The sequence below is a fragment of the Marinomonas flavescens genome (genome assembly GCF_004352835.1).
In the GTDB taxonomy this organism is placed as follows: Bacteria; Pseudomonadota; Gammaproteobacteria; order Pseudomonadales; family Marinomonadaceae; genus Marinomonas; species Marinomonas flavescens.
On record NZ_SJSB01000008.1, the window covers coordinates 123,300 to 149,539 of the forward strand.

25 protein-coding genes are annotated in these 26,240 nt (G+C 43.5%); 16 read left to right on the forward strand and 9 right to left on the reverse strand.

Features of this window, described 5'->3' with window-relative positions:
- Positions 1-12: 12 nt before the first annotated feature.
- Together E0D70_RS10185 and E0D70_RS10190 are read right to left on the reverse strand one after the other, a co-directional pair.
- On the reverse strand, positions 13-2,811 hold the full coding sequence (locus E0D70_RS10185) for a bifunctional aconitate hydratase 2/2-methylisocitrate dehydratase (RefSeq protein WP_133012176.1): 2,799 nt from the start codon (positions 2,809-2,811) through the stop codon (positions 13-15).
- A 315-nt stretch (positions 2,812-3,126) separates the two neighbouring features.
- Positions 3,127-4,869: a formylglycine-generating enzyme family protein gene (locus E0D70_RS10190; RefSeq protein ID WP_133012177.1), complete on the reverse strand. Its 1,743-nt coding sequence runs from the start codon at positions 4,867-4,869 to the stop codon at positions 3,127-3,129.
- 88 nt (positions 4,870-4,957) lie between these two features.
- Here E0D70_RS10190 and E0D70_RS10195 point away from each other — a divergent pair, with 88 nt between their 5' ends.
- Both E0D70_RS10195 and E0D70_RS10200 read left to right on the forward strand, forming a co-directional pair.
- Entirely contained in the window at positions 4,958-5,572 is a 615-nt protein-coding gene (locus tag E0D70_RS10195; RefSeq protein ID WP_133012178.1) for a MiaE family protein, read from the forward strand.
- A 104-nt stretch (positions 5,573-5,676) separates the two neighbouring features.
- Positions 5,677-5,988, forward strand: coding sequence for a hypothetical protein (locus tag E0D70_RS10200; RefSeq protein ID WP_133012179.1), 312 nt, complete (start codon positions 5,677-5,679; stop codon positions 5,986-5,988).
- A gap of 79 nt (positions 5,989-6,067) precedes the next feature.
- On the opposite strand, the gene E0D70_RS10205 is transcribed toward E0D70_RS10200, so the two are convergent.
- From E0D70_RS10205 to queC, 4 genes are all read right to left on the reverse strand, one after another.
- Positions 6,068-6,850: a UDP-2,3-diacylglucosamine diphosphatase gene (locus E0D70_RS10205; RefSeq protein WP_133012180.1), complete on the reverse strand. Its 783-nt coding sequence runs from the start codon at positions 6,848-6,850 to the stop codon at positions 6,068-6,070.
- Positions 6,850-7,353, reverse strand: a complete 504-nt coding sequence (locus E0D70_RS10210; RefSeq protein WP_133012181.1) for a peptidylprolyl isomerase — start codon at positions 7,351-7,353, stop codon at positions 6,850-6,852. The genes E0D70_RS10205 and E0D70_RS10210 overlap by 1 nt, the downstream gene beginning before the upstream one ends.
- Positions 7,354-7,401: 48 nt before the next feature.
- Positions 7,402-8,052 (reverse strand): 7-carboxy-7-deazaguanine synthase, encoded by a 651-nt coding sequence (gene queE, locus E0D70_RS10215; protein WP_133012182.1) that lies wholly within the window; start codon positions 8,050-8,052, stop codon positions 7,402-7,404.
- Between the two features lie 140 nt (positions 8,053-8,192).
- Entirely contained in the window at positions 8,193-8,852 is a 660-nt protein-coding gene (gene queC, locus E0D70_RS10220) for a 7-cyano-7-deazaguanine synthase QueC (RefSeq protein WP_133012183.1), read from the reverse strand.
- 186 nt (positions 8,853-9,038) lie between these two features.
- On the opposite strand from queC, the gene E0D70_RS10225 reads away from it, so the two are divergent.
- The 4 genes from E0D70_RS10225 to cysS all read left to right on the forward strand — a co-directional run bounded on the left by E0D70_RS10225 (position 9,039) and on the right by cysS (position 13,267).
- Positions 9,039-9,776, forward strand: coding sequence for an AzlC family ABC transporter permease (locus E0D70_RS10225; RefSeq protein WP_133012184.1), 738 nt, complete (start codon positions 9,039-9,041; stop codon positions 9,774-9,776).
- Positions 9,773-10,099, forward strand: a complete 327-nt coding sequence (locus tag E0D70_RS10230) for an AzlD domain-containing protein (RefSeq protein WP_133012185.1) — start codon at positions 9,773-9,775, stop codon at positions 10,097-10,099. Before E0D70_RS10225 ends, E0D70_RS10230 begins: the two co-directional genes overlap by 4 nt.
- Before the next feature lie 106 nt (positions 10,100-10,205).
- On the forward strand, positions 10,206-11,879 hold the full coding sequence (locus E0D70_RS10235) for a glutamine--tRNA ligase/YqeY domain fusion protein (protein ID WP_133012186.1): 1,674 nt from the start codon (positions 10,206-10,208) through the stop codon (positions 11,877-11,879).
- Between the two features lie 5 nt (positions 11,880-11,884).
- Positions 11,885-13,267 (forward strand): cysteine--tRNA ligase, encoded by a 1,383-nt coding sequence (cysS, locus tag E0D70_RS10240; RefSeq protein ID WP_133012187.1) that lies wholly within the window; start codon positions 11,885-11,887, stop codon positions 13,265-13,267.
- 51 nt (positions 13,268-13,318) lie between these two features.
- Here cysS and E0D70_RS10245 read toward each other — a convergent pair whose 3' ends face one another.
- Entirely contained in the window at positions 13,319-13,756 is a 438-nt protein-coding gene (locus E0D70_RS10245; RefSeq protein WP_133012188.1) for a universal stress protein, read from the reverse strand.
- Positions 13,757-13,816: 60 nt separating this feature from the next.
- Between E0D70_RS10245 and E0D70_RS10250 the strand changes: the two genes are divergently transcribed.
- On the forward strand, positions 13,817-14,299 hold the full coding sequence (locus tag E0D70_RS10250) for a hypothetical protein (protein ID WP_133012189.1): 483 nt from the start codon (positions 13,817-13,819) through the stop codon (positions 14,297-14,299).
- Here the strand turns inward: E0D70_RS10250 and E0D70_RS10255 are convergent.
- A complete protein-coding gene (locus tag E0D70_RS10255) occupies positions 14,296-15,078 on the reverse strand; it encodes a DNA topoisomerase I (RefSeq protein WP_133012190.1) in 783 nt (260 codons plus the stop codon). The genes E0D70_RS10250 and E0D70_RS10255 overlap by 4 nt on opposite strands.
- 187 nt (positions 15,079-15,265) lie before the next feature.
- Between E0D70_RS10255 and topA the strand changes: the two genes are divergently transcribed.
- From topA to E0D70_RS10270, 3 genes are read left to right on the forward strand one after another with little or no spacing between them, the layout of a single operon-like run.
- Positions 15,266-17,896: a type I DNA topoisomerase gene (topA, locus tag E0D70_RS10260; protein ID WP_133012191.1), complete on the forward strand. Its 2,631-nt coding sequence runs from the start codon at positions 15,266-15,268 to the stop codon at positions 17,894-17,896.
- On the forward strand, positions 17,893-18,363 hold the full coding sequence (locus E0D70_RS10265; protein WP_133012192.1) for a DUF6586 family protein: 471 nt from the start codon (positions 17,893-17,895) through the stop codon (positions 18,361-18,363). The genes topA and E0D70_RS10265 overlap by 4 nt, the downstream gene beginning before the upstream one ends.
- Positions 18,364-18,365: 2 nt before the next feature.
- Positions 18,366-18,632, forward strand: coding sequence for a hypothetical protein (locus E0D70_RS10270; protein WP_133012193.1), 267 nt, complete (start codon positions 18,366-18,368; stop codon positions 18,630-18,632).
- A gap of 52 nt (positions 18,633-18,684) precedes the next feature.
- Here the strand turns inward: E0D70_RS10270 and lexA are convergent, their stop codons facing one another.
- Positions 18,685-19,305 carry a transcriptional repressor LexA gene (lexA, locus tag E0D70_RS10275; protein WP_133012194.1) on the reverse strand — a complete coding sequence of 207 codons (621 nt, stop codon included), beginning with the start codon at positions 19,303-19,305 and terminating at the stop codon, positions 18,685-18,687.
- 70 nt (positions 19,306-19,375) lie between these two features.
- Between lexA and dinG the strand changes: the two genes are divergently transcribed.
- The 6 genes from dinG to sixA all read left to right on the forward strand — a co-directional run bounded on the left by dinG (position 19,376) and on the right by sixA (position 26,224).
- Positions 19,376-21,496: an ATP-dependent DNA helicase DinG gene (gene dinG, locus E0D70_RS10280; RefSeq protein WP_133012195.1), complete on the forward strand. Its 2,121-nt coding sequence runs from the start codon at positions 19,376-19,378 to the stop codon at positions 21,494-21,496.
- 102 nt (positions 21,497-21,598) lie between these two features.
- Complete coding sequence (locus E0D70_RS10285) at positions 21,599-22,969, forward strand: DEAD/DEAH box helicase (protein WP_133012196.1); 1,371 nt, start codon at positions 21,599-21,601, stop codon at positions 22,967-22,969.
- Positions 22,970-22,993: 24 nt separating this feature from the next.
- Positions 22,994-24,415: a protein adenylyltransferase SelO gene (locus tag E0D70_RS10290; RefSeq protein ID WP_133012197.1), complete on the forward strand. Its 1,422-nt coding sequence runs from the start codon at positions 22,994-22,996 to the stop codon at positions 24,413-24,415.
- Positions 24,416-24,452: 37 nt separating this feature from the next.
- A complete protein-coding gene (locus E0D70_RS10295; protein WP_133012262.1) occupies positions 24,453-25,484 on the forward strand; it encodes an NAD(P)H-dependent glycerol-3-phosphate dehydrogenase in 1,032 nt (343 codons plus the stop codon).
- Entirely contained in the window at positions 25,477-25,755 is a 279-nt protein-coding gene (locus E0D70_RS10300) for a DUF4389 domain-containing protein (RefSeq protein WP_133012198.1), read from the forward strand. The genes E0D70_RS10295 and E0D70_RS10300 overlap by 8 nt, the downstream gene beginning before the upstream one ends.
- Positions 25,748-26,224: a phosphohistidine phosphatase SixA gene (sixA, locus tag E0D70_RS10305; protein ID WP_133012199.1), complete on the forward strand. Its 477-nt coding sequence runs from the start codon at positions 25,748-25,750 to the stop codon at positions 26,222-26,224. Before E0D70_RS10300 ends, sixA begins: the two co-directional genes overlap by 8 nt.
- Positions 26,225-26,240: the final 16 nt, after the last annotated feature.

The following is a 26,240-nucleotide window of genomic DNA, read 5'->3' on the forward strand; positions in this document are numbered from 1 at the left end:
TGATGCTGAGTGCTAGACGTTGCTCACTGGTATAAACTCAACCGGTGCTGTTGTCATCGGATCAAGTGGTGGCGCGAAGTCTGTCAGCTTGATGCCATCGACTGCTTCTTTGTACTCTTCGATAGTAGGGAAGCGACCTAGCATAGTAGAAAGAACAACGACTGGTGTTGAGCCTAGTAGTGATTCACCTTTCTTCTCTGCCGTATCCGCTACCACACGACCTTGGAACAAGCGTGTAGATGTTGCGATAACCGTGTCACCAGGTTCTGCTTTTTCTTGGTTACCCATACATAAGTTACAGCCAGGGCGTTCCAAGTACATGATGTTTTCGTATTTAGTACGTGCTGATTTTTTTGGGTTTGTATCGTCAAATTCAAAACCGGAATACTTTTGTAGGATCTCCCAATCGCCTTCAGCTTTGAGCTCATCAACAATATTGTATGTTGGTGGCGCAACAACTAATGGCGCTTTAAACTCGATATTTTTACCTTGTTTTTCTAGGTTACGTAACATTTGAGCGATAATTTGCATGTCGCCTTTATGTACCATACAAGAGCCAACAAAGCCTAAATCAACTGGTTTAGATTTGTAGAAAGAAACAGGGCGGATCACATCATGAGTATAACGTTTAGAGACATCATCGTTATTAACATCTGGATCGGCAATCATTGGTTCGTCAAGTTGGTCTAGATCGACAACCACTTCAGCGAAGTATTTTGCATTGCTGTCTGGTGCTAGAGCAGGAATTTCACCAGATTTTATTTCTGCAATGCGTTTGTCAGCCAATTTAATTAAACCATGAAGTGTTTGAACATGGTTTTCCATGCCTTTATCGATCATGATTTGGATGCGGCTCTTAGCAATTTCTAAAGACTCAATCAGAGTTTCATCTTGAGAAATACAAATAGACGCTTTGGCCTTCATTTCGGCTGTCCAGTCTGTAAACGTGAACGCTTGGTCAGCTAGCAAAGTACCTATGTGTACTTCGATTACGCGGCCTTGGAATACGTTGTCGCCAAACTGTTTAAGCATTTGCGCTTGTGTAGAGTGAACAACATCACGGAAGTCCATGTGGTGCTTAAGTGTGCCTTTAAAGGTTACTTTAACAGACTCAGGGATAGGCATTGTTGCTTCGCCTGTCGCAAGTGCAAGACCTACTGTTCCAGAGTCAGCGCCGAAGGCAACACCTTTAGACATACGAGTGTGTGAGTCACCACCGATAATGATGGCCCAGTCAGAAACAGTGATGTCATTCAATACTTTATGAATAACGTCTGTCATTGGTGGGTAAACACCTTTAGGGTCACGAGCGGTGATCAAGCCAAAGTTATTCATAAACTGCATAAGTTTAGGGATGTTAGCTTGTGCTTTAGAATCCCAAACAGACGCTGTGTGACAGCCTGATTGGTATGCGCCATCAACGATAGGAGAGATAACCGTTGCCGCCATAGATTCAAGTTCTTGAGATGTCATCAAGCCAGTCGTATCTTGAGAACCTACGATGTTAACTTGTACGCGAACGTCAGAACCGGCATGCAATGCTGCTTTAGATTTAACGCCAACTGCGTTTTTGTTAAAGATTTTTTCTACGGCAGTCAGGCCTTGGCCCTCATGCGAAATTTCTTTAGACAATGCGTAAACAGCTTTTGGTTCAACGCCGAGTGTTTCAGCGGCAAAGTTTTGTAGTTTTTTACCAAATACGATGGCATAAGAACTACCGGCTTTCATGAACTCAACTTTCTGAGCGTTAAATGCATCAGAAACATCAACTAGCTCTTTGTCGCCGTTGTACAGTTTTTTCTCTTTGGTGTTGATCGTTAAGATCGTACCTGTTTCCACTGAGTAGGCTTGCTCTAATACGAAGTCGCCGTTGTCATCTTTAACAGGTTTTCCATCAGCATCGATTTTCTTAACCCAGTTTTTAAGGTCAAGACCGATACCGCCAGTAACGCCAACGGTTGTTAGGAAGATAGGCGAGATGCCATTTGTTCCAGCAACAACAGGGGCAAAGTTTACAAAGGGTACATAAGGGCTAGCTTGTTGGCCGGCCCAAAGAGCAACGTTGTTAACCCCAGACATGCGTGATGAACCAACGCCCATAGTGCCTTTTTCAGCAATCAGCATGACTTTTTTGCCAGGGTGCTGTTTTTGTAGGGCTTGAATTTCTTTTTGCGCTTCAGGGCTGATCATACATTTGCCATGAAGTTCGCGGTCAGCACGAGAGTGTGCTTGGTTGCCAGGAGAAAGAAGGTCAGTAGAGATGTCGCCTTCGCCTGCAATGTAAGTGACAACGTCAATTTTTTCGTCAATATCAGGAAGCTTAGTGAAAAACTCAGCTTGTGAGTAGCTCTCTAGTATTTCTTTGGAGATCTTATTACCCGCTTCATAAGCAGTTTTAAGACGTTCCATATCCGCTTCGTATAAGAATACTTGCGTTTTTAGGACAGCAGCGGCTTGTTCAGCAATGGATAGATCATCAGATAAAGCGATGTCTAACAGTACTTCAACAGAAGGACCGCCTTTCATGTGAGACAAAAGCTCAAAAGCAAATGTTGGCGTAATTTCAGCAACAACAGATTCGCCTAGAATAATTTCTTTTAGAAATTTAGCTTTTACAACCGCTGCGCTTGTTGTGCCAGGTAGCGTGTTATAAATAAAGAAATTAAGAGAGTCTTTGCGGTGTTCGTGATCAGCGTCTTTAATTTGAGCAATTATCTCTGCCAATAATTCACCGCCATCAATTGGCTTTGGGTGTAAGTCTTGACCTTTTCGATCTTCAATTTCTTGTAAGTAATCTAAATACAGGCTCATTTAATACCTCTGAACATTAAGTCACAAAATAATGTGATGTGCTAAAAATTAGAGCTGTTATAGATCTAATTTCATAAAAAAAACATACATGTTTGATCCGGCCATAATATAGGAAAAACAGAACTAAGGGTTGTTATGCGCCATAACAATTTTGAATAGGTGCCATTTAGCGGAATTATTCTGATTTGAGCAAAGGGAAGGAAATTTATGTAATCTGCCTTTTTGTTGGCTACATAGTATTGTGCGAATTCAACGCTCAAATCCAATATTTATGCGAAGAAAGGGGGGGGATTTAGTCCCCCCAAGAGAAGATTTCTAATGGCTTGTATTGGAAGGAATTATGCGAACAACTCGAAACCCCCAGTTACTGGCTTTTAGATTGGGCTCTGCACGGTAGCGAGTAGAACTTCGGCCAACTCTAGGAATGTCAAACCATGATCCGCCTCGAATAACTCGGCTTTTGCACTGATCAGAAAGCCATATTTGGTTTTTCGTTGGGGCGCCTTTGTATGAATCATGATAACAATCTTCCACCCATTCAGCGACATTGCCATGCATGTCGTATAAGCCTAGTGGGTTGCTTGCTTGGCTGCCAACAGGGGCCGTCGACACGCCATCCCATTGGCTGCCGCAGCTATCGCATACGCTGTACCCTGGTTTTACAGAGTTCCCATACCAAAATGCTGTATTTGAGTTGGCGCGTGCCGAATATTCCCACTCAATTTCTGTCGGCAACCGATATACTTGATTGGTTTGGTCAGATAGCCAAGAGGTATAGGCTTTGGCGTCGTACCAACTAACGTTTATTACCGGCCTGTTGCCTCGTCCCCAACCATTATCTGCTGGAATTTTGCGTCCAGTTGCCTTGGCAAATCGATCATATTGGTCGAAGGTGACCTCGTACTTGCTTATGTAAAAACCATGAGGAATATCGACTTCATGAACAGGTATTTCATTGTCGTCGCCCAAATGATGCTGATCGCCCATTTTAAATTTAGAAGGTGCAATTTTTTCTATTTTAGGTGCCTTACCGCCTGACTTTAGAGGTTCTTCAAGAACTTGTGGAAGAGCTTCAAAGATTTTCTTCTCGATTTGTTTTTGCTGCTCTTGAGTTGGAACCTGTGTCAGTTGTTGTGGCGGTGGGGTGTCTTCTGGCCAGAGTGAAATGGCGGCTAAAGTGATGCCGGCAATTAAAATACTTAATCCAGCATATAGCTTGCGGTGAGAACGAAAGTCCAATAAGCCTTTGGTTTTCTTTGTTTCCAGCTGTTCTGGCCTATAGAGGTTGGCACGCAGTGCTCTTATAACCTCAACTAACGATTTTGGTCTATGGCGCTCTTGGCTTCTACTCCATTTTTTTAATTTCTTCCAAGTACTGTTGCTCAGATAGGGGTGAGAGCTAGGCAATCCACTTTTCATGTCTTTATCGAGAATGGATTCGCCAAGTAAGGCGGCCATTAAAATACGCATAAAAGCGAAACGATCCGAAGCCGGTGTGCGCTTTTGAACTCTACGTTGGTATTCTGGTGGAAAAAGACGGGGGTCTAATTCTTGCTCGGTGATTCTTTGCATCCAGTGATGGGCGCCTAAGCCTGTCATGACACCAATCCCATTTACCACCTGGATGGCATTAAGATCTAGATGGCCGTGAAAAAGTTCTTTTGCGTGTATTTGATCTAAAGCTTTAGCGATCGTATCTAATAAGCCAATGACGACATTAAGTGGGGCGCCGTCTGGGTATTTACCTAAGAAGCTATAAAGGTTTTCTCCTCCGCACACAGCAGAACATGAAAATACCCATAATTTAGAATAAAAAGGTGGGTAATTGGGGGTGATCGCTTGGTGTTTAATGCCGACGTATTTTCGTGAGTTTTGTAAAAAGTCTTCTACCTTTCCTTTGCTTGGCTCGTAAAAACGGATAACAAAAGATCTTCCTCCATGATCTGCCACCCAAGCCGTGTTATTCATACTGGCTCGGTAATTTAGTATATAAGGGTCTAGCTCGACGCCAACATGTTGGCCAATTTTCAATTTATTTATGTCGTAGAATTCATTCATTACGAATTTGATATCCAAATCAAGACGTTGCTGCCTAAGTGACTAATAGAGAGTATAATCACGTTTTTTTAGATGAAAAGGTAGAGTAATGTTATCAGCGTATCCAGAGCTTGTTGATTTTCTTCCCTGTCGCTCCCCTGAAGCATGGGTGAATTGGGCGATTGAGAACCAAACCTTGCTTTTAAATGACCATGCTCATTGCGAGAAAAAAGCGGCATCAACAGCGATGAGTTTGATGTATCGTTATGTGGATCGTGATAATTTGCTTCATAAAATGTCTCGTTTGGCGCGTGAAGAGCTGCTTCACTTTGAGCAAGTTCATAAAATTATGCGCAAGCGTGGCATCGAGTATGATCATTTATCAGCGTCTCGTTATGCCGATGGCTTGCGTAAATACATTCGTACTCATGAGCCTGCTCGCCTTGTCGACACCATGATTGTGGGTGCTTTTGTTGAAGCGCGTTCTTGTGAGCGTTTTGCTGCTCTTGCTCCGCATTTGGATGAGGAGTTGTCTAAGTTTTATATTTCTCTATTAAAATCTGAAGCGCGTCATTTTGAAGATTATTTAGCGTTGGCTGAAGAATACGCCGGCGAGCCGATTGATGAGCGTATCGAGTTTTTTAGAGAGCATGAGCATAAACTGATTACTGAGCCTGATAAAGAGCTTCGTATGCACAGTGGACCGCCATCTTTGTCTATTTAAGTTTTTTTGCATGAAATAATGTAAATACCTTGTATTCCAATGAGGTAACTTTCTTATTAGCTGCTAGTATGATTATTATCAACTCAATAATGGAGGGGGTCATAATGGGTACGAAAACAAGTGATCAGTTACCAGATGTTACTTATTGGCTAGTGTTACAACTTGCCAATAACGAACAGGTCATCGATCTTAATAGTGCTTATAAAGGATCGACTGAATTGGATGTGCTCTACCAAATATTAACCAGTAAGGCGACACTGTATTGGTGGAAAAATTACAATATTGAGTTGAGTCTTGTAACGGTAAATAATGCATTTTTTCGTGCGATTGCCATTCTGCATGATCGCAATATAGAATTTGATCGGACTCGAAAAGGTGCTGCAACAGAGTGGGTAAAAGAATTATTGCATCTTTAATGTTTATATCAGGAAGCAGAGTTTAAAAAGCCGTTACGCGGATTCGTCGTAATGGCTTTTTTTTGCGAACAATGGGTGCTTAGTCGAGTGCTAGTGTGTGGACTTCTTTTAGTCCATTGAGGCCTTTTTCAATAAAACTCGAGACTTCGCTTTTTGCTTGGTAAAGTCGTTTATCATCTAAGGTCGCTAGCCAAATGTATTTATCCCAATCGCCCAGCACGCAGCGCGTGTAATTCTCATTGGAATGAAATGCCGGTCTGTGTGTGTGACCATGAATGACGACATCAGCATGGTTGTGTTTCAGAGAGTTTTGGACGCTACTTTCCGTAACATCCATTATTTCTTCAGACTTTTCCGCTGACATGCTTTTGCTGTCGTTACGCAGTTGCGCTGCCAAGGCCATTCTTTTTTCAAGCGGCATTGATAATATTTGCTGTTGCCATTCTGGTGTTCTAACCATGGTACGAAACTTTTGATACTCAAGATCTTCCTGACAATATTCGTCGCCATGAGTGAGTAAAATTGGGTGTGTTTTGGTGTTTATAAGAGTTTGCTCTTGCAGAAGCGTTGCCCCAACTCGTGCGCACCAAGTATCACCTATTAGAAAGTCTCGATTGCCATGAATGAAAAATAAACCAATACCAGAATCAGACAAGTGTCGAAGGCTTGCTTCGATTTGAATGTTCCATTCCGGTTGATAGTCGTCACCAATCCAGGCTTCATAGAAATCGCCAATGATATAAAGCTTAGCATCGCCGGTAGGGTGTTTTTCGCTAAGTTCGCCCATCATTTGAACAAACGCCCGGATCAAGTCCGGGCGTTTGTCACTAAGATGCAAATCTGAGATTAAATAACGAATCATTAGTCTTCGTTTTTAACTAATTCAGCGCTTTCAATAATAACATCGTCAGCAGGAACGTCTTGATGACCTGCTTTTGTTGTTGTTTTCACTTCTTTGATTTTGTTAACAATGTCCATACCGGCTGTTACTTTACCGAATACCGCGTAGCCCCAGCCATCAGACGTTTTGCTGCGATGGTTTAGGAAAGCGTTGTCTGCAATGTTGATAAAGAATTGTGCGGATGCAGAGTGAGGGTCCATAGTGCGAGCCATCGCCAATGTGCCGATTTCGTTTTTCAGGCCGTTGTCTGCTTCGTTTTCAATTTGCGCGCGTGTTTCTTTTTGGGTCATACCAGGCTCAAAACCGCCGCCTTGTACCATGAAACCGTTAATAACGCGGTGAAAGATAACGCCATCATAAAAACCAGAAGTGACATAGTCTTCAAAGTTTTTTGCTGTTTTAGGGGCTTTTTCGTAGTCAAGTTCAACGTGAATGTCGCCGTGGTTTGTGTGTAAAATGATCATTTTATATACCCTTAATGTTAGTAATATCAAAAAATGGCGTTATGGCGCCTAGTCAATGTTGAGCATTTTATGTGTTTGTAAGCTAAGACGCCACTGTGGATGTGATAAACAAAAATTTAGAGTGGCTTCTTGAGTATTAATAAGGGGTATTTGCCCTGAAGATAGATAGCTTTGATCCATAGGTTGTAAGTAAAAATGATCAAAATTTAATGTTTCAAATAATTCGGGTGGAAGGTGGTCTTGTGGGAAAACCAATTTCAATTCGTTACCTTGAGTGACTGTGAGTGGTTTGGTTGTTTTTGGACTGACGCAAATCCAATCGATACCGTGGGGCAGAGCTAGGGTGCCATTGGTTTCTATGGCGATGGTGTAACCATGAGCTTTCATTTCTGCTATTAATTCATCATCGAGTTGTAGGGCGGGTTCGCCGCCAGTGAAAACCACATATTTGTGTCCGTGTCCCGCAGGCCAGAGCGCATCGATATGACCTCTTAACGTCTGTGCTGTCTTGAATTTACCGCCATGTTGTCCATCTGTGCCTATAAAGTCCGTGTCACAAAATTGGCAATCGGATTTTGCACGGGTTTCTTCTTGGCCTGACCATAAATTACAGCCAGTAAAGCGGCAGAATAATGCAGGGCGGCCAGCGTGAGCGCCTTCTCCTTGTAAAGAGTAGAAAGCTTCTTTGATTGAATACATGTGTTGTGCCTTTTACATCTCGAAAAACAGTTCGAGGTAAGGTGGTCGCTTTAGTTGTTCATTGGGAATCTGTGGAACAGAAGCCAATCAAGACTAAATTGAATGAGTGCTTATCTTGGGTATGTCTATGCTGTACATGTCTATGCTTCGTATGACAATGGATCGATTTTTCCCTGCTCAGCAAAGGCTTCTAGTCTTTCGTTACAAGCGCCGCATTTTCCGCATGATTTTTCGCGACCGTTGTAGCAAGTCCAGGTATTGGCGTAATCCAAATTCATGGCTAAGCCAGCTTGTAATATTTCACCTTTAGACGCGTGTAAGAAAGGTGTGATTATCTCGACTGATTGATAATTGGCAATTTTAGCGACGGCGTTCATCGCTTCGACAAATTCAGGGCGACAATCTGGGTAAATATGGTGGTCGCCAGAATGTGCGCCGTAATATACCTTGCCTGACTCTAAAGACACTGCGTAAGCAATCGCCATGGAAAGCAGTACCATGTTGCGATTGGGTACCACGGTGGATTTCATACTCTCATTTTCGTAATGGCCTTCTGGTATATCGACATCACTGGTAAGTGACGAGCCTGCCATTAGGCTGTTTATCGCGGTAATATCGACAACTTTATGTGGGATGTTCAAGTTGTTGCAGACTTCTGCGGCAACAAGGAGCTCTTTGCTGTGCTTTTGTCCGTAATTAAAAGACAACGCGTATACGTCCAGACCTTGTTGGATTGCAGTGTGCAATACGGTAAATGAGTCCATTCCTCCGGAATACACCACTACGGCTTTTTCTGACATTTTACTCTCCTTAAATAATAGCTTCGATTTGAAGGGAGCAAATTGTAGCAGATATAAATGAAAGGCTAACCAGAATGAGACGCATTGATTTTATATGTAAAAATCGATAATTTAGGCCGCCCAGTTATTATCATTGTTCAAAATGGCTTACTCATTTTTTAGGTAGGTAAAGCTAAAAGGAAGTTTATGAGTACATTTAAGGAAATGCGTCGTGGTGCTGTTGTGTCGGTTCCTATGATTGTCGGTGGTATTCCATTTGGGTTGTTGTTTGGTTCCTTGGCGTCTAGCTATGGTTTGAGCCCTTGGTTTGCGATTGCTATGTCTTCTATTGTTTTTGCTGGGTCGGCGCAGTTTGTGGCAATTGGGCTGATTTCTATTCATGCGCCTTTATGGGTCATTGTGTCGACTACCTTTATTGTCAATTTAAGGCACCTTTTGTATGCCGCAGATATGGTGAAATACGTAAAACACTTGCCGATGAAATTGCGCATTATTATGGGCTTTGGCCTGATAGATGAAACCTATGCAGCGGTTCGTCCGCTTTATGGTATGGGTGTCGTTGATGAGAAAACTGGGCACAAAGCGTATTTGGGGTCGTTTTTATCCTTTTACGTTATGTGGAATATCACCACTGTACTGGGGGTTGTTTCGGGTGAGTTGATCCCTGGAATGAGTGATTGGGGGCTTGAATTTGCCATGGTCGCGACGTTTATCAGTATCATTACGCCGTATTTAAAAACGATGCCATTTTGGTTTGCTATGATAAGCGCGGGTGTGGCGTCTGTTGTTTTAGTGGATTTGCCTAATAATCTCGGCTTGTTAGTGTCGGCCGTGATTGCAGTGTCTGTTGGTTATTTCAGCGATGCAGCGCTCAATAAAAACAAGCCTCCCATGGCGGAATCATCAGTAGGAGGTCAGTCATGACAGTGACAGAGTCGGTGTTGGTGATTGCTGGTATGTTCATCGTTACTTTCGGTGTGCGTTTTGTGTTGTTTGCTCGAGCGCATAAAGTTGTTATGCCAGTGTTTTTAGATCGTGCATTAAAATTCGTGCCAGTGGCGGTGCTGACATCGATTATTGCTCCTATGATTTTTGTTTCTAATCATCAGCTAAATACCTCATTTAACAATCCATGGTTACTGGGTGCCTTTGCCGCATTTTTGGTCGGTTTATGGAAGCAACAGCAATTGCTCACGATTGTGGTCGGTGTTGTGGTGTTTTTTGTGGCGAAATATGTTTTTTCGTAAAGGATTTTTGCGCTCTCTAATATCACTATGAAAGCGAAATCGGATATACTTGTTTATCAAAGTAACAATACTGTTATAAGAAATTTTATCGGGACTTACATCAACCATGTCAGAAACGTCGAAACCAGGTAATTTCATTACCCAAATCATTGATAAAGATAACGAATCAGGTAAACACAATGGTGTTGTTATGACGCGCTTCCCACCTGAACCGAATGGCTACCTACACATCGGTCATGCAAAATCTATTTGCCTAAATTTCGGTATAGCTCAGCGTTACAATGGTCAGTGTAATCTTCGTTTTGACGACACCAATCCTGAAAAGGAAAGTGTTGAGTACATTGAATCCATTAAACGTGACGTCGAATGGCTAGGGTTTGAATGGAAAGATGAGCCGAAATTTGCTTCTGATTATTTTCAGGCGCTTTATGATTTTGCGGTTCAGCTGATTGGAATGGGCAAGGCGTATGTGTGTGAGCTAAATGGCGAGCAAATGCGCGAATATCGTGGCACATTGAAAGAGCCAGGTAAAAACAGCCCTTATCGAGATCGTTCTGTTGAAGAAAACCTTGCCTTGTTTGCAGACATGAAAGATGGCAAGTACAAAGATGGTGAAGTGGTTCTGCGCGCTAAAATTGATATGGCGAGCCCGAACATGAACCTACGTGATCCTATTATTTATCGAGTGCGTCACGTGCATCACCACCAAACGGGTGATCAGTGGTGCGTTTACCCAATGTACGATTTTACTCACTGTTTGTCTGATGCATTAGAAAACATCACGCACTCTATTTGTACACTAGAGTTCCAAGATCATCGTCCATTGTACGATTGGGTACTGGATACGTTAGGTACGGCGCATCCGCAGCAAATTGAATTTGCACGCTTAAACCTTAACTACACGGTGACCAGTAAGCGTAAATTGAAACAACTTGTTGACGAGAAGCATGTACACGGTTGGGATGATCCGCGTATGCCAACGATTTCTGGCTTGCGTCGTCGTGGTTATACCGCCTTGTCAATCCGTAATTTCTGTGAGCGTATTGGTGTGACTCGATCTGACGGTATTGTCGATATGGGCATGCTAGAGCACGCTATCCGTGAAGATCTGGATGCGAATGCAGGTCGTGCTATGGCGGTGCTAAACCCGATTAAAGTAACGCTGACTAACTACCCAGAAGACAAAGAAGAAATCTTCACGGTGAACAATCACCCGAAAAATGAAGACGCAGGTCAGCGTAAAGTGCCATTTAGTAAAACGCTTTACATTGATGCGGCTGACTTTGCTGAAGAGCCGCCTCGTAAGTGGAAGCGTTTGACTCTAGAAGGTGCGGTTCGTTTGCGCGGTGGTTATGTGATCACTTGTGATGAAGCGATTAAGAACGATGCGGGTGAAGTCGTTGAGTTGTTGTGTCGTTATGACGAAAACACCTTGGGTGTGAACCCTGAGGGTTACAAGCCAAAAGGCGTTATCCATTGGGTAAGTGCGCAACATGCCGTTGATGCTACCGTGAATTTGTACGATCGCTTGTTCAATCATGAAGCACCAGACGCAAATCACGAAGACAAAACCTTCTTAGATTTTATCAATACTGAGTCTTTGACTGTGTTAACGAATGCGAAAGTTGAACCTTCTTTGTTGGATTCTGAAAAAGGCCAAGGCTTTCAGTTCGAGCGTGAAGGGTATTTCTGTCGTGATCTAAAAGAAGATGGCGTGGTCTTTAACCGCACTGTAACGTTGCGGGATTCTTGGGCAAAAATTGAAGCGAAAGGGAAATAATAGAGATGTTGAAGATTTACAACACCCTGAGTGGGAAGAAAGAAATTTTCAAGCCAATAGAAGAAGGCAAAGTTGGTATGTACGTTTGTGGTAACACAGTGTACGACTACTGCCATATTGGTCATGCTCGAGCCATGATTTCCTTTGATATTATTTCACGTTTCATTCGTCACTTAGGGTACGAATTGAACTATGTGCGCAACATTACGGATGTGGATGACAAGATCATCAAGCGTGCTGAAGAAAATAACGAGTCAACTCAGGCGTTGACTGAGCGAATGATTGCGGCGCAACGTGAAGACGAATTGCGCCTTGGCAATAAAATGCCAGATCGTGAGCCTAAAGCCACAGAATTCATGCAAGAAATAATCGACATGATTCAAGTGCTTATTGAAAAAGGTTTTGCGTATCATGGTGCTTCTGGTGATGTGTATTACCGTACGTCTGCCTTTAAAGATTATGGCAAGCTAAATAATCGCAAGCTTGAAGACATGCTAGCGGGCGCGCGCATTGATGTTGAAGTGGCCAAAGAGCACCCAGCGGATTTCGTTTTGTGGAAGCAAGCGAAAGCAGGAGAAGTATCGTGGTCATCGCCTTGGGGTGAAGGGCGTCCTGGTTGGCACATTGAGTGTTCTGCTATGTCGACAAACTGCCTAGGCAGTCATTTTGATATTCATGGTGGTGGTCCAGATCTTAAATTTCCGCATCATGAAAACGAAATTGCTCAGTCCGAAGCGGCAACCGGTAAGGAATACGTGAATTACTGGATGCATTGTGGTGCGGTTCGAGTCAACAATGAAAAAATGTCTAAATCGTTAGGCAACTTTTTCACCGTACGCGATGTGTTGGCTAAGTACAATCCTGAAGTGGTTCGCTACTTGATGGTGTCTAGTCAATATCGCAGTGCGATTGATTATTCTGATCAAAGTCTAAATGAAGCGAAAGTCGCGTTAGAGCGTCTGTATACCTCGTTACGTGGTCAAGGCGCTGCTGCTGAGTATCTTCCTACGGAATTTACTGAGCGCTTCGAAGCGGCCATGAAAGACGACTTTAATACCGCTGTTGCTGTGTCTGTGTTGTTTGAATTGGTTCGTGAGTTAAATAAAGCCAAAACAGACAATGCAGAGCAGGCTGAATCATTGGCGGCGGAGCTGGTGGCGTTGGCAGATTTACTGGGTTTGTTAAAACAAGATCCAGAGTACTTTTTGCAAAACAGTACCGTCTCTGAAGGCCTAGATGACGCAGCTATTCAAGTCTTGATTGATGAGCGTACTCAGGCTCGTAAAGATAAAAACTTTGCGCGCAGTGATGAAGTTCGTGATGAGTTGGCGGCTCAGGGGATTGAGTTGTTGGATAGCCGAGAAGGAACGTCTTGGACTAGGCGTTAAGCATATAAAAATAAAAGGCGATACCTGCACATATCAGGTATCGCCTTTTTTTTATTGTTCTTTTTGAACGCGAACGGCAAGTACGTCGCAAGGCGCGCCGTGTAAAACACCGTTGGCAGTAGAGCCAAGTAGTAACGCTAAGCCGTGACGGCCGTGACTTCCGACAACAATAAGATCGACCTGTCTTTCTTCAGCAATGCGATGGATTTCGCTTTCAATACCACCTTGAACAACGCATGCTTCTTTAACGGGGACATCAAGTTGCTCTTCAAGAATGGACATGCGCTCTTTTGCAGCGTCATGTAACTGTTGTTGAATATCAGTGATATCAATGGGGACGTCACCACCGTAAGCATAGTTTAGTGACTCTATGACGTGTACGATAACGAGTTCAGCGCCTAGGGGTAAACATAAAGACGCGGCTTTATTGGCCACTTTGATGCTCTCATCGGTGAGATCAACAGCGAGTAAAATTTTCTTGTACAACATAAAAACCTCCAAGCTCAACGCTATAATTTATTTTAGTTCAAAAAAACAAAGAGACACTTAATGGTCGTGCTAATAATTGTGTTAATTACACTTTCCCTAATGGGATCCGCCTTATGGATCATGCCCCCAAAACAAGAGCGACGACGGATGGCATTAAGGATGTTTGCTAGAAAGCACAATCTCATTGTCCAGCTTACATCAATCGGGCTGCCTGACAAGTGGGATAAATCAAAGGAAGTGCATAAAGTTTGCAGTTATGCTCACTATAGGGCTAAATCGCTTCCGATCACCACAGAGAAAGTATTATTACTTACCTACGATGTTTGGAAATATCATCAAGCAGCACCCGGCTGGTGGTCTAGTAAGGCACTACCGTTGTGCGATAAAGATAAAGCGCAATTGGCGTTGTTGTTACCATTAGTCAGGGCGATAGAAATCACGCGTGAATCTGTGGTGGTTTATTGGGATGAAGCCGGGGCCGAAGAGTCGGTTGAGTTAATGTCCGAATTGTTACCTTCTTTGGCTAGTATCTCATTGGTTTAATTTGCATTTTTGTTTATTGTCGGATCAGTGATATCGTCTCCGGGTTGTAGGTTTTGAATGAGTTGACTCAGTGCTTCTTCTGGATTGTCTGTGGTTTGAATGGCTTCAATCTTAGGGGCTAAAATTTGTTTCATTTTGTCCGTAACAAATGTTTGTAATGCTTTCTTTTCTGGTCTTTCGATGGAATCAGATTTGATATGAGATAGAATTACCCCATATAGAGATTGAGCAACGCGACTATCGCCGCTAATAAAGTTTTTGTTTGCTTGTACTATTTGGCGATTAAGTTGGACCCATAGGTTCAGCCAGCGCAAATAATCGTAACAAGCTTTGTAGTGTGAATGGCTTAAGCGGCCCTGTCTTCTGAGGAAAAGAAGCATCTTAGCGACTTTTGTTAGGCGCTCTTTATAGTTTGCTTTTTGTTGAAAGCTTAGCGGCTCTGGAGTTGGATTAAACTCAATTGGATCAGTGTTGCGATCATCTTCTGCTTTAGTGATGCGTGCTTCGATACGTTCGGCATCATCGGCATATTGGAGCAGCTCGCGTAACGTATCGATATAATAATCATAAAGAACATCACTGGCGATCGAATCTGTGTCAATATCTTTTAAACTGCGCAGATGATATTCAACTCGATCAGCGCGATTTGATAGCTGAAGTTGCTTAAAACGTCGTTCAGTTTGTTCTTTTTCTTTCTGATGTGCACGTGAACCAATGATTACGGAAAGCACCACGATAATCATTAAAAACACAATTGTAAGAATTTGGAGGAGCGCCATGATTGTCCTTAAGCAATGAATTCAGTATGTTAAATAAGAAATACTAGATTCAGCAAGCGATAATGTGAGAAACAATACAGTGATCGCTTGTCATATAAAAGGTGTTTGCTTAATATCAGCGCCCCGAAAGACTAAATTTCGCAAACGTAGATTTGCAGACGTACTTAAATAAGGCTTACACAGTTCAATGGGAAAATCACTGGTAATCGTGGAATCGCCCGCTAAGGCGAAAACCATCAATAAATACCTAGGCAACGATTATGTTGTGAAATCGAGTGTGGGACACATTCGAGACCTGCCGACAGGTTCAACAGCAAAATCAACTCCGCAGGAGCGAGCAAAACAAGCCGCTTTGACGAGAAAGATGAGCCCAGAAGAGAAGGTTGAGCATAAACGCCGCAAATCTCGACAGCAGCTTATTTCTCGAATGGGCGTTGACCCGGAAAATGGTTGGGAAGCGCACTACGAAGTGCTTCCGGGCAAGGAAAAAGTGGTTGAAGAGCTAAGACGTCTTGCCAAAAATGCCGATACCATCTATCTCGCGACCGATTTGGATAGAGAGGGTGAGGCTATTGCGTGGCATCTTCGTGAGGCCATCGGTGGTGATGACAGCCGCTATAAGCGTGTCGTGTTCAACGAAATTACAAAAAAAGCCATACAAGCCGCTTTTGAAACGCCATCTGAACTTGATATGGATCGTGTTAATGCGCAGCAAGCGCGTCGCTTTTTAGACCGTGTTGTTGGTTTTATGGTGTCGCCATTGTTGTGGGCAAAAGTGGCTCGAGGCTTGTCCGCAGGTCGCGTTCAATCAGTTGCAGTACGCTTGATTGTTGAACGTGAAAAAGAAATACGCGCTTTTATTCCTGATGAGTTTTGGGAGTTGGATGCGAATTTAACAACGCCAGCGAAAGATATGATCAAATTTGCAGCAGCAAAATATCAAGGCAAAGAATACCGTCCTGTAAGTCAGGAACAGTCTGATGAGCATCTCGCTCGCTTGAAAAATGCCGATTACTTGGTAAGTAATCGCGAAGATAAACCGACAAGCAGTAAGCCATCAGCGCCATTTATAACTTCTACCTTGCAACAAGCCGCGAGTACTCGACTTGGTTATGGCGTTAAAAAGACCATGATGTTGGCTCAGCGCCTTTATGAGGGTGGTTACATTACTTATATGCGTACAGACTCAACTAACTTGAGTTTAGAGGCTGTAGAGGCGCTACGCGGATATATTGCTGAGAAATTTGGCGACAAATACTTACCTGAAGAACCTATTCGCTACAGCAGTAAAGAAGGGGCTCAAGAAGCCCATGAAGCGATTCGTCCTTCTGATGTTAGTGTGCGCCAAGAAGATTTGTTAAGCATGGAAAAAGACGCGCATCGTCTTTATGAATTGATCCGTGCTCAGTTTATGGCGTGTCAAATGACACCTGCGCAATACACATCTACGACTGTCACCGTAACAAGTGGTGAGTATGAGTTTAAAGCAAAAGGGCGTATTTTACGCTTTGATGGTTACACTCGTGCTATGCAAGGTGTGGTTAAGAAAGGCGAAGACAATATTCTTCCAGATGTTGCTAAAGGTGAGACTCTCACTCTAGAAGCATTATTGCCAGAGCAGCACTTTACTAAACCAACGGCGCGTTTTGGTGAAGCCAGTTTAGTAAAAGAGCTTGAGAAGCGTGGTATCGGTCGTCCTTCTACGTATGCATCAATCATTTCTACTATCCAAGATCGTGGTTACGTTCGAGTAGAGAATCGTCGCTTTTACGCTGAAAAAATGGGCGATATTGTGACTGAAAGGTTGGTGGATAGCTTTCACTCCCTCATGAACTATAGCTTTACTGCACAAATGGAAGAGCAGTTGGATGCAGTGGCAGAAGGTCGTGAGAACTGGATTGAAGCGCTCAATGCTTTTTATCATGGTTTTAGTGCTGTATTAGCCAAAGCAGAAGATCCTGAAGATGGGATGATGCTGAATGAGCCAACACCAACCGATATTGCTTGTCCTACTTGCGGAAGGCCAATGCAAATTCGAACTGCTAGTACAGGCGTATTTATGTCTTGTTCTGGCTATGCGTTACCACCAAAAGAGCGTTGTAAAGCGACGATTAACCTTACTCGTGGTGATGAAGCGGTTGCTGTAGATGACGATGAAGCAGAATCAAAAGCGCTGATCAATAAGCGACGTTGTGATATTTGTGGTTCTGCCATGGACAGTTATTTGATGGATGAACACCGTAAGTTACACGTGTGTGGTAACAATCCAACATGTTCTGGTTATGCGGTGGAAGAGGGTACATTTAAGATTAAAGGGTACGATGGTCCAGTACTTGAGTGTGATAAATGTGGCTCAGAAATGCAGCTTAAGACAGGTCGTTTCGGCAAATATTTTGGTTGTACCAGCGACGATTGTAAAAATACTCGCAAGCTTTTGAAGAGCGGGGAAGCGGCGCCACCTAAGATGGACCCAGTTCCGATGCCTGATCTAGCTTGTTTAAAAGTAGAAGATCATTACGTTTTACGTGATGGTGCAACGGGTTTGTTTTTAGCGGCTAGTCAGTTTCCTCGTAAGCGAGAAACTCGAGCACCGCTGGTGAAAGAATTGCTTCCTTACATGGAGCAAATCGACCCTAAATATCACTTTTTCTCTAATGCTCCAGTTATGGATAACGAAGGTCGTCCGACCATTATTCGTTACAGTCGTAAGACGAAAGAGCAGTATGTGATGACTGAAGAAGAAGGTAAGCCAACGGGTTGGAAAGCCTATTATGTTGGTAAGCAATGGGTCGTTGAAGAAGGTAAGAAAAAGAAATGAGTGCTGCAACTCCAGCGAGTTTAACCAATCAAAAGTTGGATTCAGCACGCCGTTTTCTTCGACAAAGTCAAGACGATGCAGGTTCTTGGCTTGGCGCAAGTTTGGAAGGGGCCGCAATCTTTCATTTGCGCAGTGCGTTGAATGGATTGCTGCAGGAGGTTGGTTTGGCTTACCAGCTAACCTCTGGTTTGCAACTTGATGGTTTGTTGCGAGAAGCTAAAGGTAAAGATGTTGTCGTGCCGGTATTAGTCGAACTGCATGACTTATCTTTGCAGTCTGGTTCTTGGCTAAATCAATTAGAGCAAGCTTATTTGGTTCAATTTGAATGCCGCTCTTCCACGTTTGTCAAAGCCAATGAAGCAAACTTGATCGGTCGTGGTGGCGATGACGGTGCATCGGTTAATGTGTTTTTATCTAAGCTAACGGAGTTGGTGTTGCGTTTTAGAGAAGAATCCTCAGAGTATTAAATATGAAAGAATCCTATCTAGAAATTATTGAGCTGGACAATGGCGATATTGTATTGCGTCCAGCTGGCGAAGAGGGCGAGAATGCAGAGCCCTTGGCAACATTAACCATTTCTGATGATACTAAGTCTTATCTTAAAGAACGTTATTTTGAACTGGCAAAATGCATGTTTCATGCAGGAATTGATTTTGTTTATTCGGAAGAAGAAACGTTTGGTGATGACATGGAGTATCCAGAAGATATGGATGTAAGGCCTAAAATATTGCATTAAAAAAGGCGAAGCATTTGCTTCGCCTTTTGGCTTTTCGGCTGAAGGTTCTGATTTAAATAGTTTGGCGTATGACGCCTACTGAAAGTCCTTCAATAGCAAACTCTTCGCTTTCTAAATCTACAATGATATCGTCAAAGTCTTCATTTTCCGGTACTAAGCGAATTAAGCTGCCTTTTTGGAAAAATCGTTTAACAGTGACTTCTTCGCCTATTCGAGCAACAACAATTTGGCCGTCACGAACAGTTGTTGTCTTATGAACAGCAAGTAGGTCTCCTTCCATGATGCCTATGTTCTTCATGCTAGTGCCAGAGACGGAAAGAAGGTAATCCGCCTTAGGTGAAAACATCGCGGCTGGAACATTAACATGAGAAGCGACATTTTCTTGGGCCAAAATTGGAAACCCAGCAGCGACCTTGCCAATAACGGGTAATCCGGCATCCGCTTTTTCTGCTAAAGCAGGGTCTTCAAGCAGGCGAATGCCACGGGATGCGCCGGAAAGCATTTCTATGGCCCCTTTTTTAGCGAGGGCTTTTAGATGTTCTTCAGCGGCATTAGGAGATTTGAACCCTAGGCGACGGGCTATTTCTGCACGAGTTGGAGGAAAACCTGTTTCGCTAATAAATTCACGAATGGTTTCTAGTACGTCAGATTGTCTGTTGGTTAATTTAATCATAGCGTCATCTGGTTGTTTATACAGTAACTGTTATTATATACAGCATTATTCAAGATACTCAATAAATTAAATGCTTTCAGATGAACTAAAAACACAAATTCACCTTGCTTACCGAGCCTCGCTGGAAGCAAAGTCCCATAAACCTAGAGTTGGTCAGCGTCAGATGATCGGCACAATCGCCCGTACTTTGGGAAATATAAAGCAAGGGAGCGAAGGTGAGCGGTTAGACGAAAAGCATGTGGCTGTTGTTGAGGCGGGGACGGGGACGGGTAAAACACTGTCTTATTGTCTGGCTGCCATTCCTATTGCAAAAGCGCGCGGCTTAAAGTTGATTATTTCAACGGCAACCGTGGCCTTACAAGAACAAATTCTCCATAAAGAATTGCCTGATCTTTTAGAGCATACCGAATTAAGTTTCAAATATACCTTAGCAAAAGGGCGTGGGCGTTATCTTTGTTTGAATAACTTGGAAGGTTTTCTGAGTTCTGAAGAGCAAGGTATAGAGGATATGTTTGCTGGGTTGTTTGAACAGCATCTTCAATCTGATGATATTAACACCGCGCTTTATCAAGAGATGGATGTTGCTTTATCTAAGGGTGAGTGGGACGGCGACAAGGATAATTGGTCTGGCATTATTAGGGATCAAGATTGGCGACGCTTGACTACGGATCATCAGCAGTGCACTAACCGCAACTGTGCTAATTACTCTGCGTGCCCGTTTTTTAAAGCACGCGGTGAAATTGAAGACGCGGATGTGATTGTTGCCAACCACGATTTAGTGCTTGCTGATTTATCGCTTGGTGGTGGGGCAATTTTAACGCCGCCGAAAGAAACTATTTATGTTTTCGACGAGGGGCATCATTTGCCTGATAAGGCAATCGGCCATTTCCGTCACGAGGTTCGTTTGCAACAAAGTATTACCTGGTTGCGACAGCTCGAAAAAAATCTAGTGAACTTAAAGCAAGAGTTGACCGATGACGTTAGCTTAACAGGGCAGTTGTTGCTTAAAATTCCTCAACAGATTCAAAGCATTGTCAATTTCATCCAGTACGCACAGCAAGGTTTAGCGCCTTATATTCAAGGCTTGGGCTTGGATCAAGAGAATAATCAGCATCGTTTTGAGTTTGGTGTTATTCCTGATGAGTTGCGGCAGCTAGCCTATAGTTTGCAGACCTCCTATCAGAAGATTTTCAATAATATTGAAAGTATTCAAGACGAATGCAAAAAAACCAAGCAAAACGAAGGGATGGGTGTGACGCCGGAAACTGCTGAAACCTGGCAGCCAATTTTGGGCGTTATATTGGGGCGTTTAGAGCAAAGTGTTGAGTTGTGGCGTTTATACTCGGCGGTCGATGATCAGAATTACCCACCGAACGCGCGCTGGTTAGTGGTTACAGGGCAAGGTATGGAGCAGGATATTGAATTAGGTGGTTCACCTATTTTAGCGGCCCATACATTGCGTCAGCAATTGTGGGATAAGTGTTTTGGGGCTATTGTTACCTCGGCGACATTGACTGCCCTAAACCAATTCCACCGATTTAATATGCGCTCAGGAGTGCCGCACGAAAGTGAGTATTTGCGAGTTTTAAGCCCATTTGATTTTCAGAAAAATGGTCTGCTGGTCATACCTGATATGGAAAATGAACCCAATCGGGTTGAACAGCATACACAAGAGATTGTTCAATATCTTGATAAACAAGTAGATTCTAAGAAAGGCAGTTTAGTGCTATTCTCTTCGCGTCGGCAAATGGAGGAGGTGGCTAAATCTCTTTCTGCCGGATTGCAGGATATTCTATTGATGCAAGGGGAGCAGTCAAAGCGCGTTATTTTAGATTCGCACAAGGCGCGTATTGATGATGGTAAGGGCAGTTTACTGCTTGGGCTCGCAAGCTTTGCCGAAGGGGTGGATTTACCTGGTGATTATTTAACGTGTGTTTATATCGCAAAAATTCCGTTTGCCGTGCCTGATGATCCAGTAGAGGCAACGTTAGCAGAATGGATTCAAAAGCGTGGTGGGAATCCATTCATGGAGATCACCATTCCAGATGCATCATTACGCTTAGTGCAGGCGACGGGTAGGTTGCTACGTAGCGAATCAGATTCCGGCGAAATTCATATTTTGGATAAACGCTTGCGCACAAAACGATATGGGCAGCAGCTAATTAATAGCCTACCTCCTTACAGACAATAATAACTTACGAAAAGCAAGGGGTGATAAAGACTTATCATTTAGGTACACTCCACGCAAAGACACATAAACGTAAAAACACATAAGAAGCATATAGATTCCAATATGGAAAACCAAAAGACAGAACCTACATCAGAACAAACAGTAAAACCAAAGCGTCCTCGTCGCTCTAACAAGCGTTTTAAAGCAGAAAGTAAGCCCGCCAATGGGGTTTCTGATAAATCTGCTGAAGGTATTATCAATAAGCCGGTGGAAGGTGCTAAACAAAATAGCGGTACCTCAGTATGGTCTATTGATGATTTTAAAGTGGATGAAGTGGCGGATAAAACACGCTTTCATGATTTGAATTTACCGGATCGTGTGCTTAAGTCTATTTCAGAAATGGGATTTGAGTATTGCAGTGAGATTCAAGCGGAAACGCTACCGATTACTCTGAAAGGGTCTGACTTGATTGGTCAGGCGCAAACAGGAACGGGTAAAACAGCGGCCTTTTTGATCGCTATGATTAGTGATTTTCTAGATTATCCTTTGACGGAAAAGCGTGCAAATAATCTTGCTCGAGGCTTAATTATCGCGCCGACTCGTGAGCTTGCATTGCAAATCGCGGAAGAGGCTGTGAAATTAACGGCTAACTGTCATTTGAATGTTGTCGCACTCGTCGGTGGAATGAGCTACGAGAAGCAGAAGCAGCAGCTTGAAACTGAAAATGTAGATATTTTAGTCGCTACGCCAGGTCGTCTATTAGACTTTGCGCGACATAAGAAAGTATTGCTTAGTCATGTCGAGTGTTTGGTTTTGGATGAAGCCGATCGCATGCTGTCTATGGGATTTATTCCAGATGTTAAAAGCATTATTCGTATGACGCCACATAAAGAAAAGCGTCAAACTATGTTGTTTAGTGCAACCTTCCCAAAAGATATTCAAGCGTTGGCGACTCAGTGGACCTACTTTCCGAAAGAAGTGTCTGTTGTTCCCAAAGAAGCGACTAACCAAAATATCGATCAGGTGATTTATACGGTTGAAGCAGAGCAGAAATGGCCCGTGCTTAGAAAGTTGATTGAAGACAATGGTAATCAGCGAACCATTATCTTTGCCAATCGTCGTGATGAAACGCGTGACTTGTATGAAAAACTTCGAAAAGCCAATATTAATTGCGCCATCTTGTCGGGCGAAGTGGCTCAAGATAAGCGTGTTAAAACGTTAAAAGGCTTTAAAGACGGTGTTATTCAAGTCTTGGTGGCGACCGATGTTGCGGGGCGTGGTATTCATGTCGACAACATTGAGCTTGTGGTTAACTATGCTTTGCCTGAAGATCCTGAAGATTATGTACACCGTATTGGTCGTACTGGTCGTGGTGGTGAAATGGGTAAATCTGTCAGCTTTGCCAGTGAAGACGATGCGTTCCTAATTCCTGAAATCGAAAAGGTTGTTGGGGAAAGTATTCGCTGCGAATACATGGTTAACACGTCACTATAACAATCGCTATCTAAGTGAGTGGCTATGAAATTAGAACATCACTTTGCCGGATTAGGAGAGGCGTTTTATGCAAAAACGTCGATCCAACCCCTCCTCAAGCAGCGTTTGGTTGAGTTTAACCAAACGCTCGCTCATGCTTTATCCATTGATATTAAATCACCTCAAACTAAGCGTGTTTTAAGTGGCGAAGAGCCAGTCGAAGATGCCTTAAGCATGGTCTATGCGGGACATCAATTTGGCGGCTTTTCGCCGCAACTTGGTGATGGTCGCGGTGTTTTATTAGGTGAAATTCTCGATGATCAAGGGTGGCTTCACGACCTTCATATGAAGGGCGCAGGGCCGACGCCTTTTTCGCGTCGTGGTGATGGTCGAGCGGTTTTGCGTTCATGCATCAGGGAATATTTGGCCAGTGAGTTTATGCACGCCATGTCCATTCCTTCGTCACGAGCGTTAGCGCTTTATGCTAGTTCTCAGGCGGTCTATCGTGAGCAACCTGAGCCGGGTGCCATGTTGTTGCGGACTGCACAAGGGCACATTCGTTTTGGTCACTTCGAGTATTTCTTCTATCAAGGCAAAGAAACCGAATTAAATCAGCTTATCGACTATTGCTTGAAGCATTACTATCCAGACTGTCTGGCGTCTGATACGCCTCTGGAGAGTATGTTGATTCAAGTGGTGGAGCGTACCGCTAGAATGATCGCTAAGTGGCAGGCGGTTGGTTTTCAGCATGGCGTGATGAATACGGATAATTTTTCTTTCACAGGCGAAACCATAGATTATGGGCCATATGGCTTTATGGAAGATTATCAGCCTGATTGGGTGTGTAATCATTCGGATCATGAAGGGCGCTATGCTTTTTCACGTCAGCCAGGCATAGGCTTGTGGAATTTGAATTGCCTCATGCGATGCTTTTCAAAGCACCTTGAGCGTGATCAGTTAATTGCGATCCTGCAGCATTATGAAATCGCATTGCAAACCCATTATGAAGCTTTGATGGCCGCTAAGCTTGGTTTGCCTGAGGGTCATAATGTGACGAATTTACTGTCTTCTTTGTTTGCGATTCTGGTCGCTGAGAAAATGGATTACAGTCTGTTCTTCCGCTTATTGAGCCATTTGTTGCCTGACGAGTTCGACCTTATCTTGGATGAGGTAGTCGACAGAGAACGAATGCGAGCCTGGTTGCTTGATTATCAACAAGCGAGGCTGGCGTTAGAGCAAGATTGGTCGCAAGTTAGTATAGCGATGCGACAAGTGAATCCTAAGTTTGTATTAAGGAATTACCTTGCCCATGAAGCGATTGAAGCGGCTGATCAGGGTGACTTTTTGCCTTTCCGGCGTTTGTTGTCAGTATTAAGTGCGCCTTTTGATGAGCATCAAGCCTGTGATCAGTTGGCGCAGCGCTCACCGGAGTGGGGGCGTTCGTTAGAAGTAAGCTGTTCCTCCTAATAATTATTAGGTGTTATATTTTTGAAGAGAAGGGATGATGAAAAAACAATCAGTATGTGTATTGGGTGGTGGTAGTTTCGGCACCGCATTGGCTAATATCATGGCGAACAATGGTCATCAAGTAAGTCAATGGATGCGTAACGAGCAGCAGGTTGAAGAGATTAATTTGACCGGGCTAAATAGTCGTTACTTGCCGAATGCGCCCTTGCATCAAGAATTGTTAGCCACTAGTAATTTAGAGCAGGCGATCAAGGAAAGTGACACTATCTTTGTTTCTATTCCGTCGAAGTCTTTTGAACAAGTTGTTGAGCGTATTGAGCCGCTATTAACGGCAGATAAAATACTCATTAGTACGACCAAGGGATTTAATCCAAATCGTTTTGAACTTATGAGTGATATTTTGCGTCGTAACACAGTGACGCAAAAGATTGGCGTGCTAAGTGGTCCTAATTTAGCAAAAGAAATCGCTGTTGGGCACATGACGGGTTCGGTTATTGCGAGTGCTGATGAGTTGGTGCGGGCGCGTGTTATTGAATTGTTAAAATCCCCTACATTTCGCGTTTATGAAAACACTGACAGTACCGGAGTCGAGCTGGCTGGCGCGTTAAAGAATATTTACGCTATCGTCTGTGGTTTGGCAAAAGCTTTGCAAGTGGGTGAAAATACCATGGCAATGATTATGACGCGAAGTTTGGCAGAAATGAGTCGTTTTGCGGTGCATTTTGGTGCCAACCCGATGACGTTTCTTGGTTTGGCAGGAATGGGTGATTTGATAGCTACTTGTACGTCACCGTTAAGCCGTAATTATCGGGTGGGCTATTTCATTGGTTCAGGAAAAAATTTACAAGCCGCCATCGAAGAGATTGGTGAAGTGGCTGAAGGGGTGAATACATTACGCATGGTGATAGAAGAGGCTAAAAAACATGGCCTTTACATGCCATTGGCAGAAGGCTTATCTAAGCTTCTTTTTGATAATGAAAAATTGGAAACGCTAATCGAATCTATGATGACTGGCGAACAAAAATGGGACGTCGAATTTGCGACGTATGAGGAGAATAAGCATGGCTAAACCAGGTTACGCAAACCAAGGGTTCTGGTTTCGATTAATTTTTATGTTGTTTTACTGGTGTGTGCTCAACGTGGCTATCACCGTTTTTGGTATCTTAGTCATTGTCGTTAGCTTAGTGAGACTACTCTCTCGTTCAGAGCCCGCGACGGTATCGACTTGGTTGCGCAGCGTAGGAGTGTTTGTCCGTCAGATTATTGACTTCCTTTCTTACCGTGAAGAAGAAAAACCTTTTCCGTTCCAGCCTTGGCCGAAAGGTACAAAGGATGAGTAAGAAGAGACTGTATGTTTTACGCCATGGTAATGCATTTGCTCATGGTTATGAACGAGACGATCTTCGTGAATTGACTCCAGAAGGAGTGGATGAAGTGAAGCAAACGGCCCGCGCTTTTAAAGAGCGTGGAGAGCACTTAGATGCGGTGTTTGTGAGTCCTTATGTGCGTGCACAGCAAACGGCAGACTGCTTCTTAGAAACTTTGGGTCAGGTTGGGTTGGTGGCGCAGTCATGTCCGCTTATTACGCCAAGTGGTAAAGAGTTGGATGTGGCTTTGTGGTTGAACGATCAAACAGCCGATTCTATATTGTTGATCACTCACCAGCCCTTTGCGCACCAATTGGTTGAGTTGTTGTGCGATGAGCCATTGTCGTCCCGTTTCGCTATGACAACAGCGGCATTGGCGGCGGTTGAAGGTGAGTTGTTTGCTACGGCGTGCTGTCAGTATCGCTGGGCAATTGCTCGCTAGTAAGTTGTGAAAAACG

Coding starts and splice junctions, on each gene's coding strand:
- E0D70_RS10185 (WP_133012176.1), bottom strand. CDS start 2,811: ATGAGCCTGTATTTAGATTACTTACAAGAAATTGAAGATCGAAAAGGT.
- E0D70_RS10190 (WP_133012177.1), bottom strand. CDS start 4,869: ATGAATGAATTCTACGACATAAATAAATTGAAAATTGGCCAACATGTT.
- E0D70_RS10195 (WP_133012178.1), top strand. CDS start 4,958: ATGTTATCAGCGTATCCAGAGCTTGTTGATTTTCTTCCCTGTCGCTCC.
- E0D70_RS10200 (WP_133012179.1), top strand. CDS start 5,677: ATGGGTACGAAAACAAGTGATCAGTTACCAGATGTTACTTATTGGCTA.
- E0D70_RS10205 (WP_133012180.1), bottom strand. CDS start 6,850: ATGATTCGTTATTTAATCTCAGATTTGCATCTTAGTGACAAACGCCCG.
- E0D70_RS10210 (WP_133012181.1), bottom strand. CDS start 7,353: ATGATCATTTTACACACAAACCACGGCGACATTCACGTTGAACTTGAC.
- queE (WP_133012182.1), bottom strand. CDS start 8,052: ATGTATTCAATCAAAGAAGCTTTCTACTCTTTACAAGGAGAAGGCGCT.
- queC (WP_133012183.1), bottom strand. CDS start 8,852: ATGTCAGAAAAAGCCGTAGTGGTGTATTCCGGAGGAATGGACTCATTT.
- E0D70_RS10225 (WP_133012184.1), top strand. CDS start 9,039: ATGAGTACATTTAAGGAAATGCGTCGTGGTGCTGTTGTGTCGGTTCCT.
- E0D70_RS10230 (WP_133012185.1), top strand. CDS start 9,773: ATGACAGTGACAGAGTCGGTGTTGGTGATTGCTGGTATGTTCATCGTT.
- E0D70_RS10235 (WP_133012186.1), top strand. CDS start 10,206: ATGTCAGAAACGTCGAAACCAGGTAATTTCATTACCCAAATCATTGAT.
- cysS (WP_133012187.1), top strand. CDS start 11,885: ATGTTGAAGATTTACAACACCCTGAGTGGGAAGAAAGAAATTTTCAAG.
- E0D70_RS10245 (WP_133012188.1), bottom strand. CDS start 13,756: ATGTTGTACAAGAAAATTTTACTCGCTGTTGATCTCACCGATGAGAGC.
- E0D70_RS10250 (WP_133012189.1), top strand. CDS start 13,817: ATGGTCGTGCTAATAATTGTGTTAATTACACTTTCCCTAATGGGATCC.
- E0D70_RS10255 (WP_133012190.1), bottom strand. CDS start 15,078: ATGGCGCTCCTCCAAATTCTTACAATTGTGTTTTTAATGATTATCGTG.
- topA (WP_133012191.1), top strand. CDS start 15,266: ATGGGAAAATCACTGGTAATCGTGGAATCGCCCGCTAAGGCGAAAACC.
- E0D70_RS10265 (WP_133012192.1), top strand. CDS start 17,893: ATGAGTGCTGCAACTCCAGCGAGTTTAACCAATCAAAAGTTGGATTCA.
- E0D70_RS10270 (WP_133012193.1), top strand. CDS start 18,366: ATGAAAGAATCCTATCTAGAAATTATTGAGCTGGACAATGGCGATATT.
- lexA (WP_133012194.1), bottom strand. CDS start 19,305: ATGATTAAATTAACCAACAGACAATCTGACGTACTAGAAACCATTCGT.
- dinG (WP_133012195.1), top strand. CDS start 19,376: ATGCTTTCAGATGAACTAAAAACACAAATTCACCTTGCTTACCGAGCC.
- E0D70_RS10285 (WP_133012196.1), top strand. CDS start 21,599: ATGGAAAACCAAAAGACAGAACCTACATCAGAACAAACAGTAAAACCA.
- E0D70_RS10290 (WP_133012197.1), top strand. CDS start 22,994: ATGAAATTAGAACATCACTTTGCCGGATTAGGAGAGGCGTTTTATGCA.
- E0D70_RS10295 (WP_133012262.1), top strand. CDS start 24,453: ATGAAAAAACAATCAGTATGTGTATTGGGTGGTGGTAGTTTCGGCACC.
- E0D70_RS10300 (WP_133012198.1), top strand. CDS start 25,477: ATGGCTAAACCAGGTTACGCAAACCAAGGGTTCTGGTTTCGATTAATT.
- sixA (WP_133012199.1), top strand. CDS start 25,748: ATGAGTAAGAAGAGACTGTATGTTTTACGCCATGGTAATGCATTTGCT.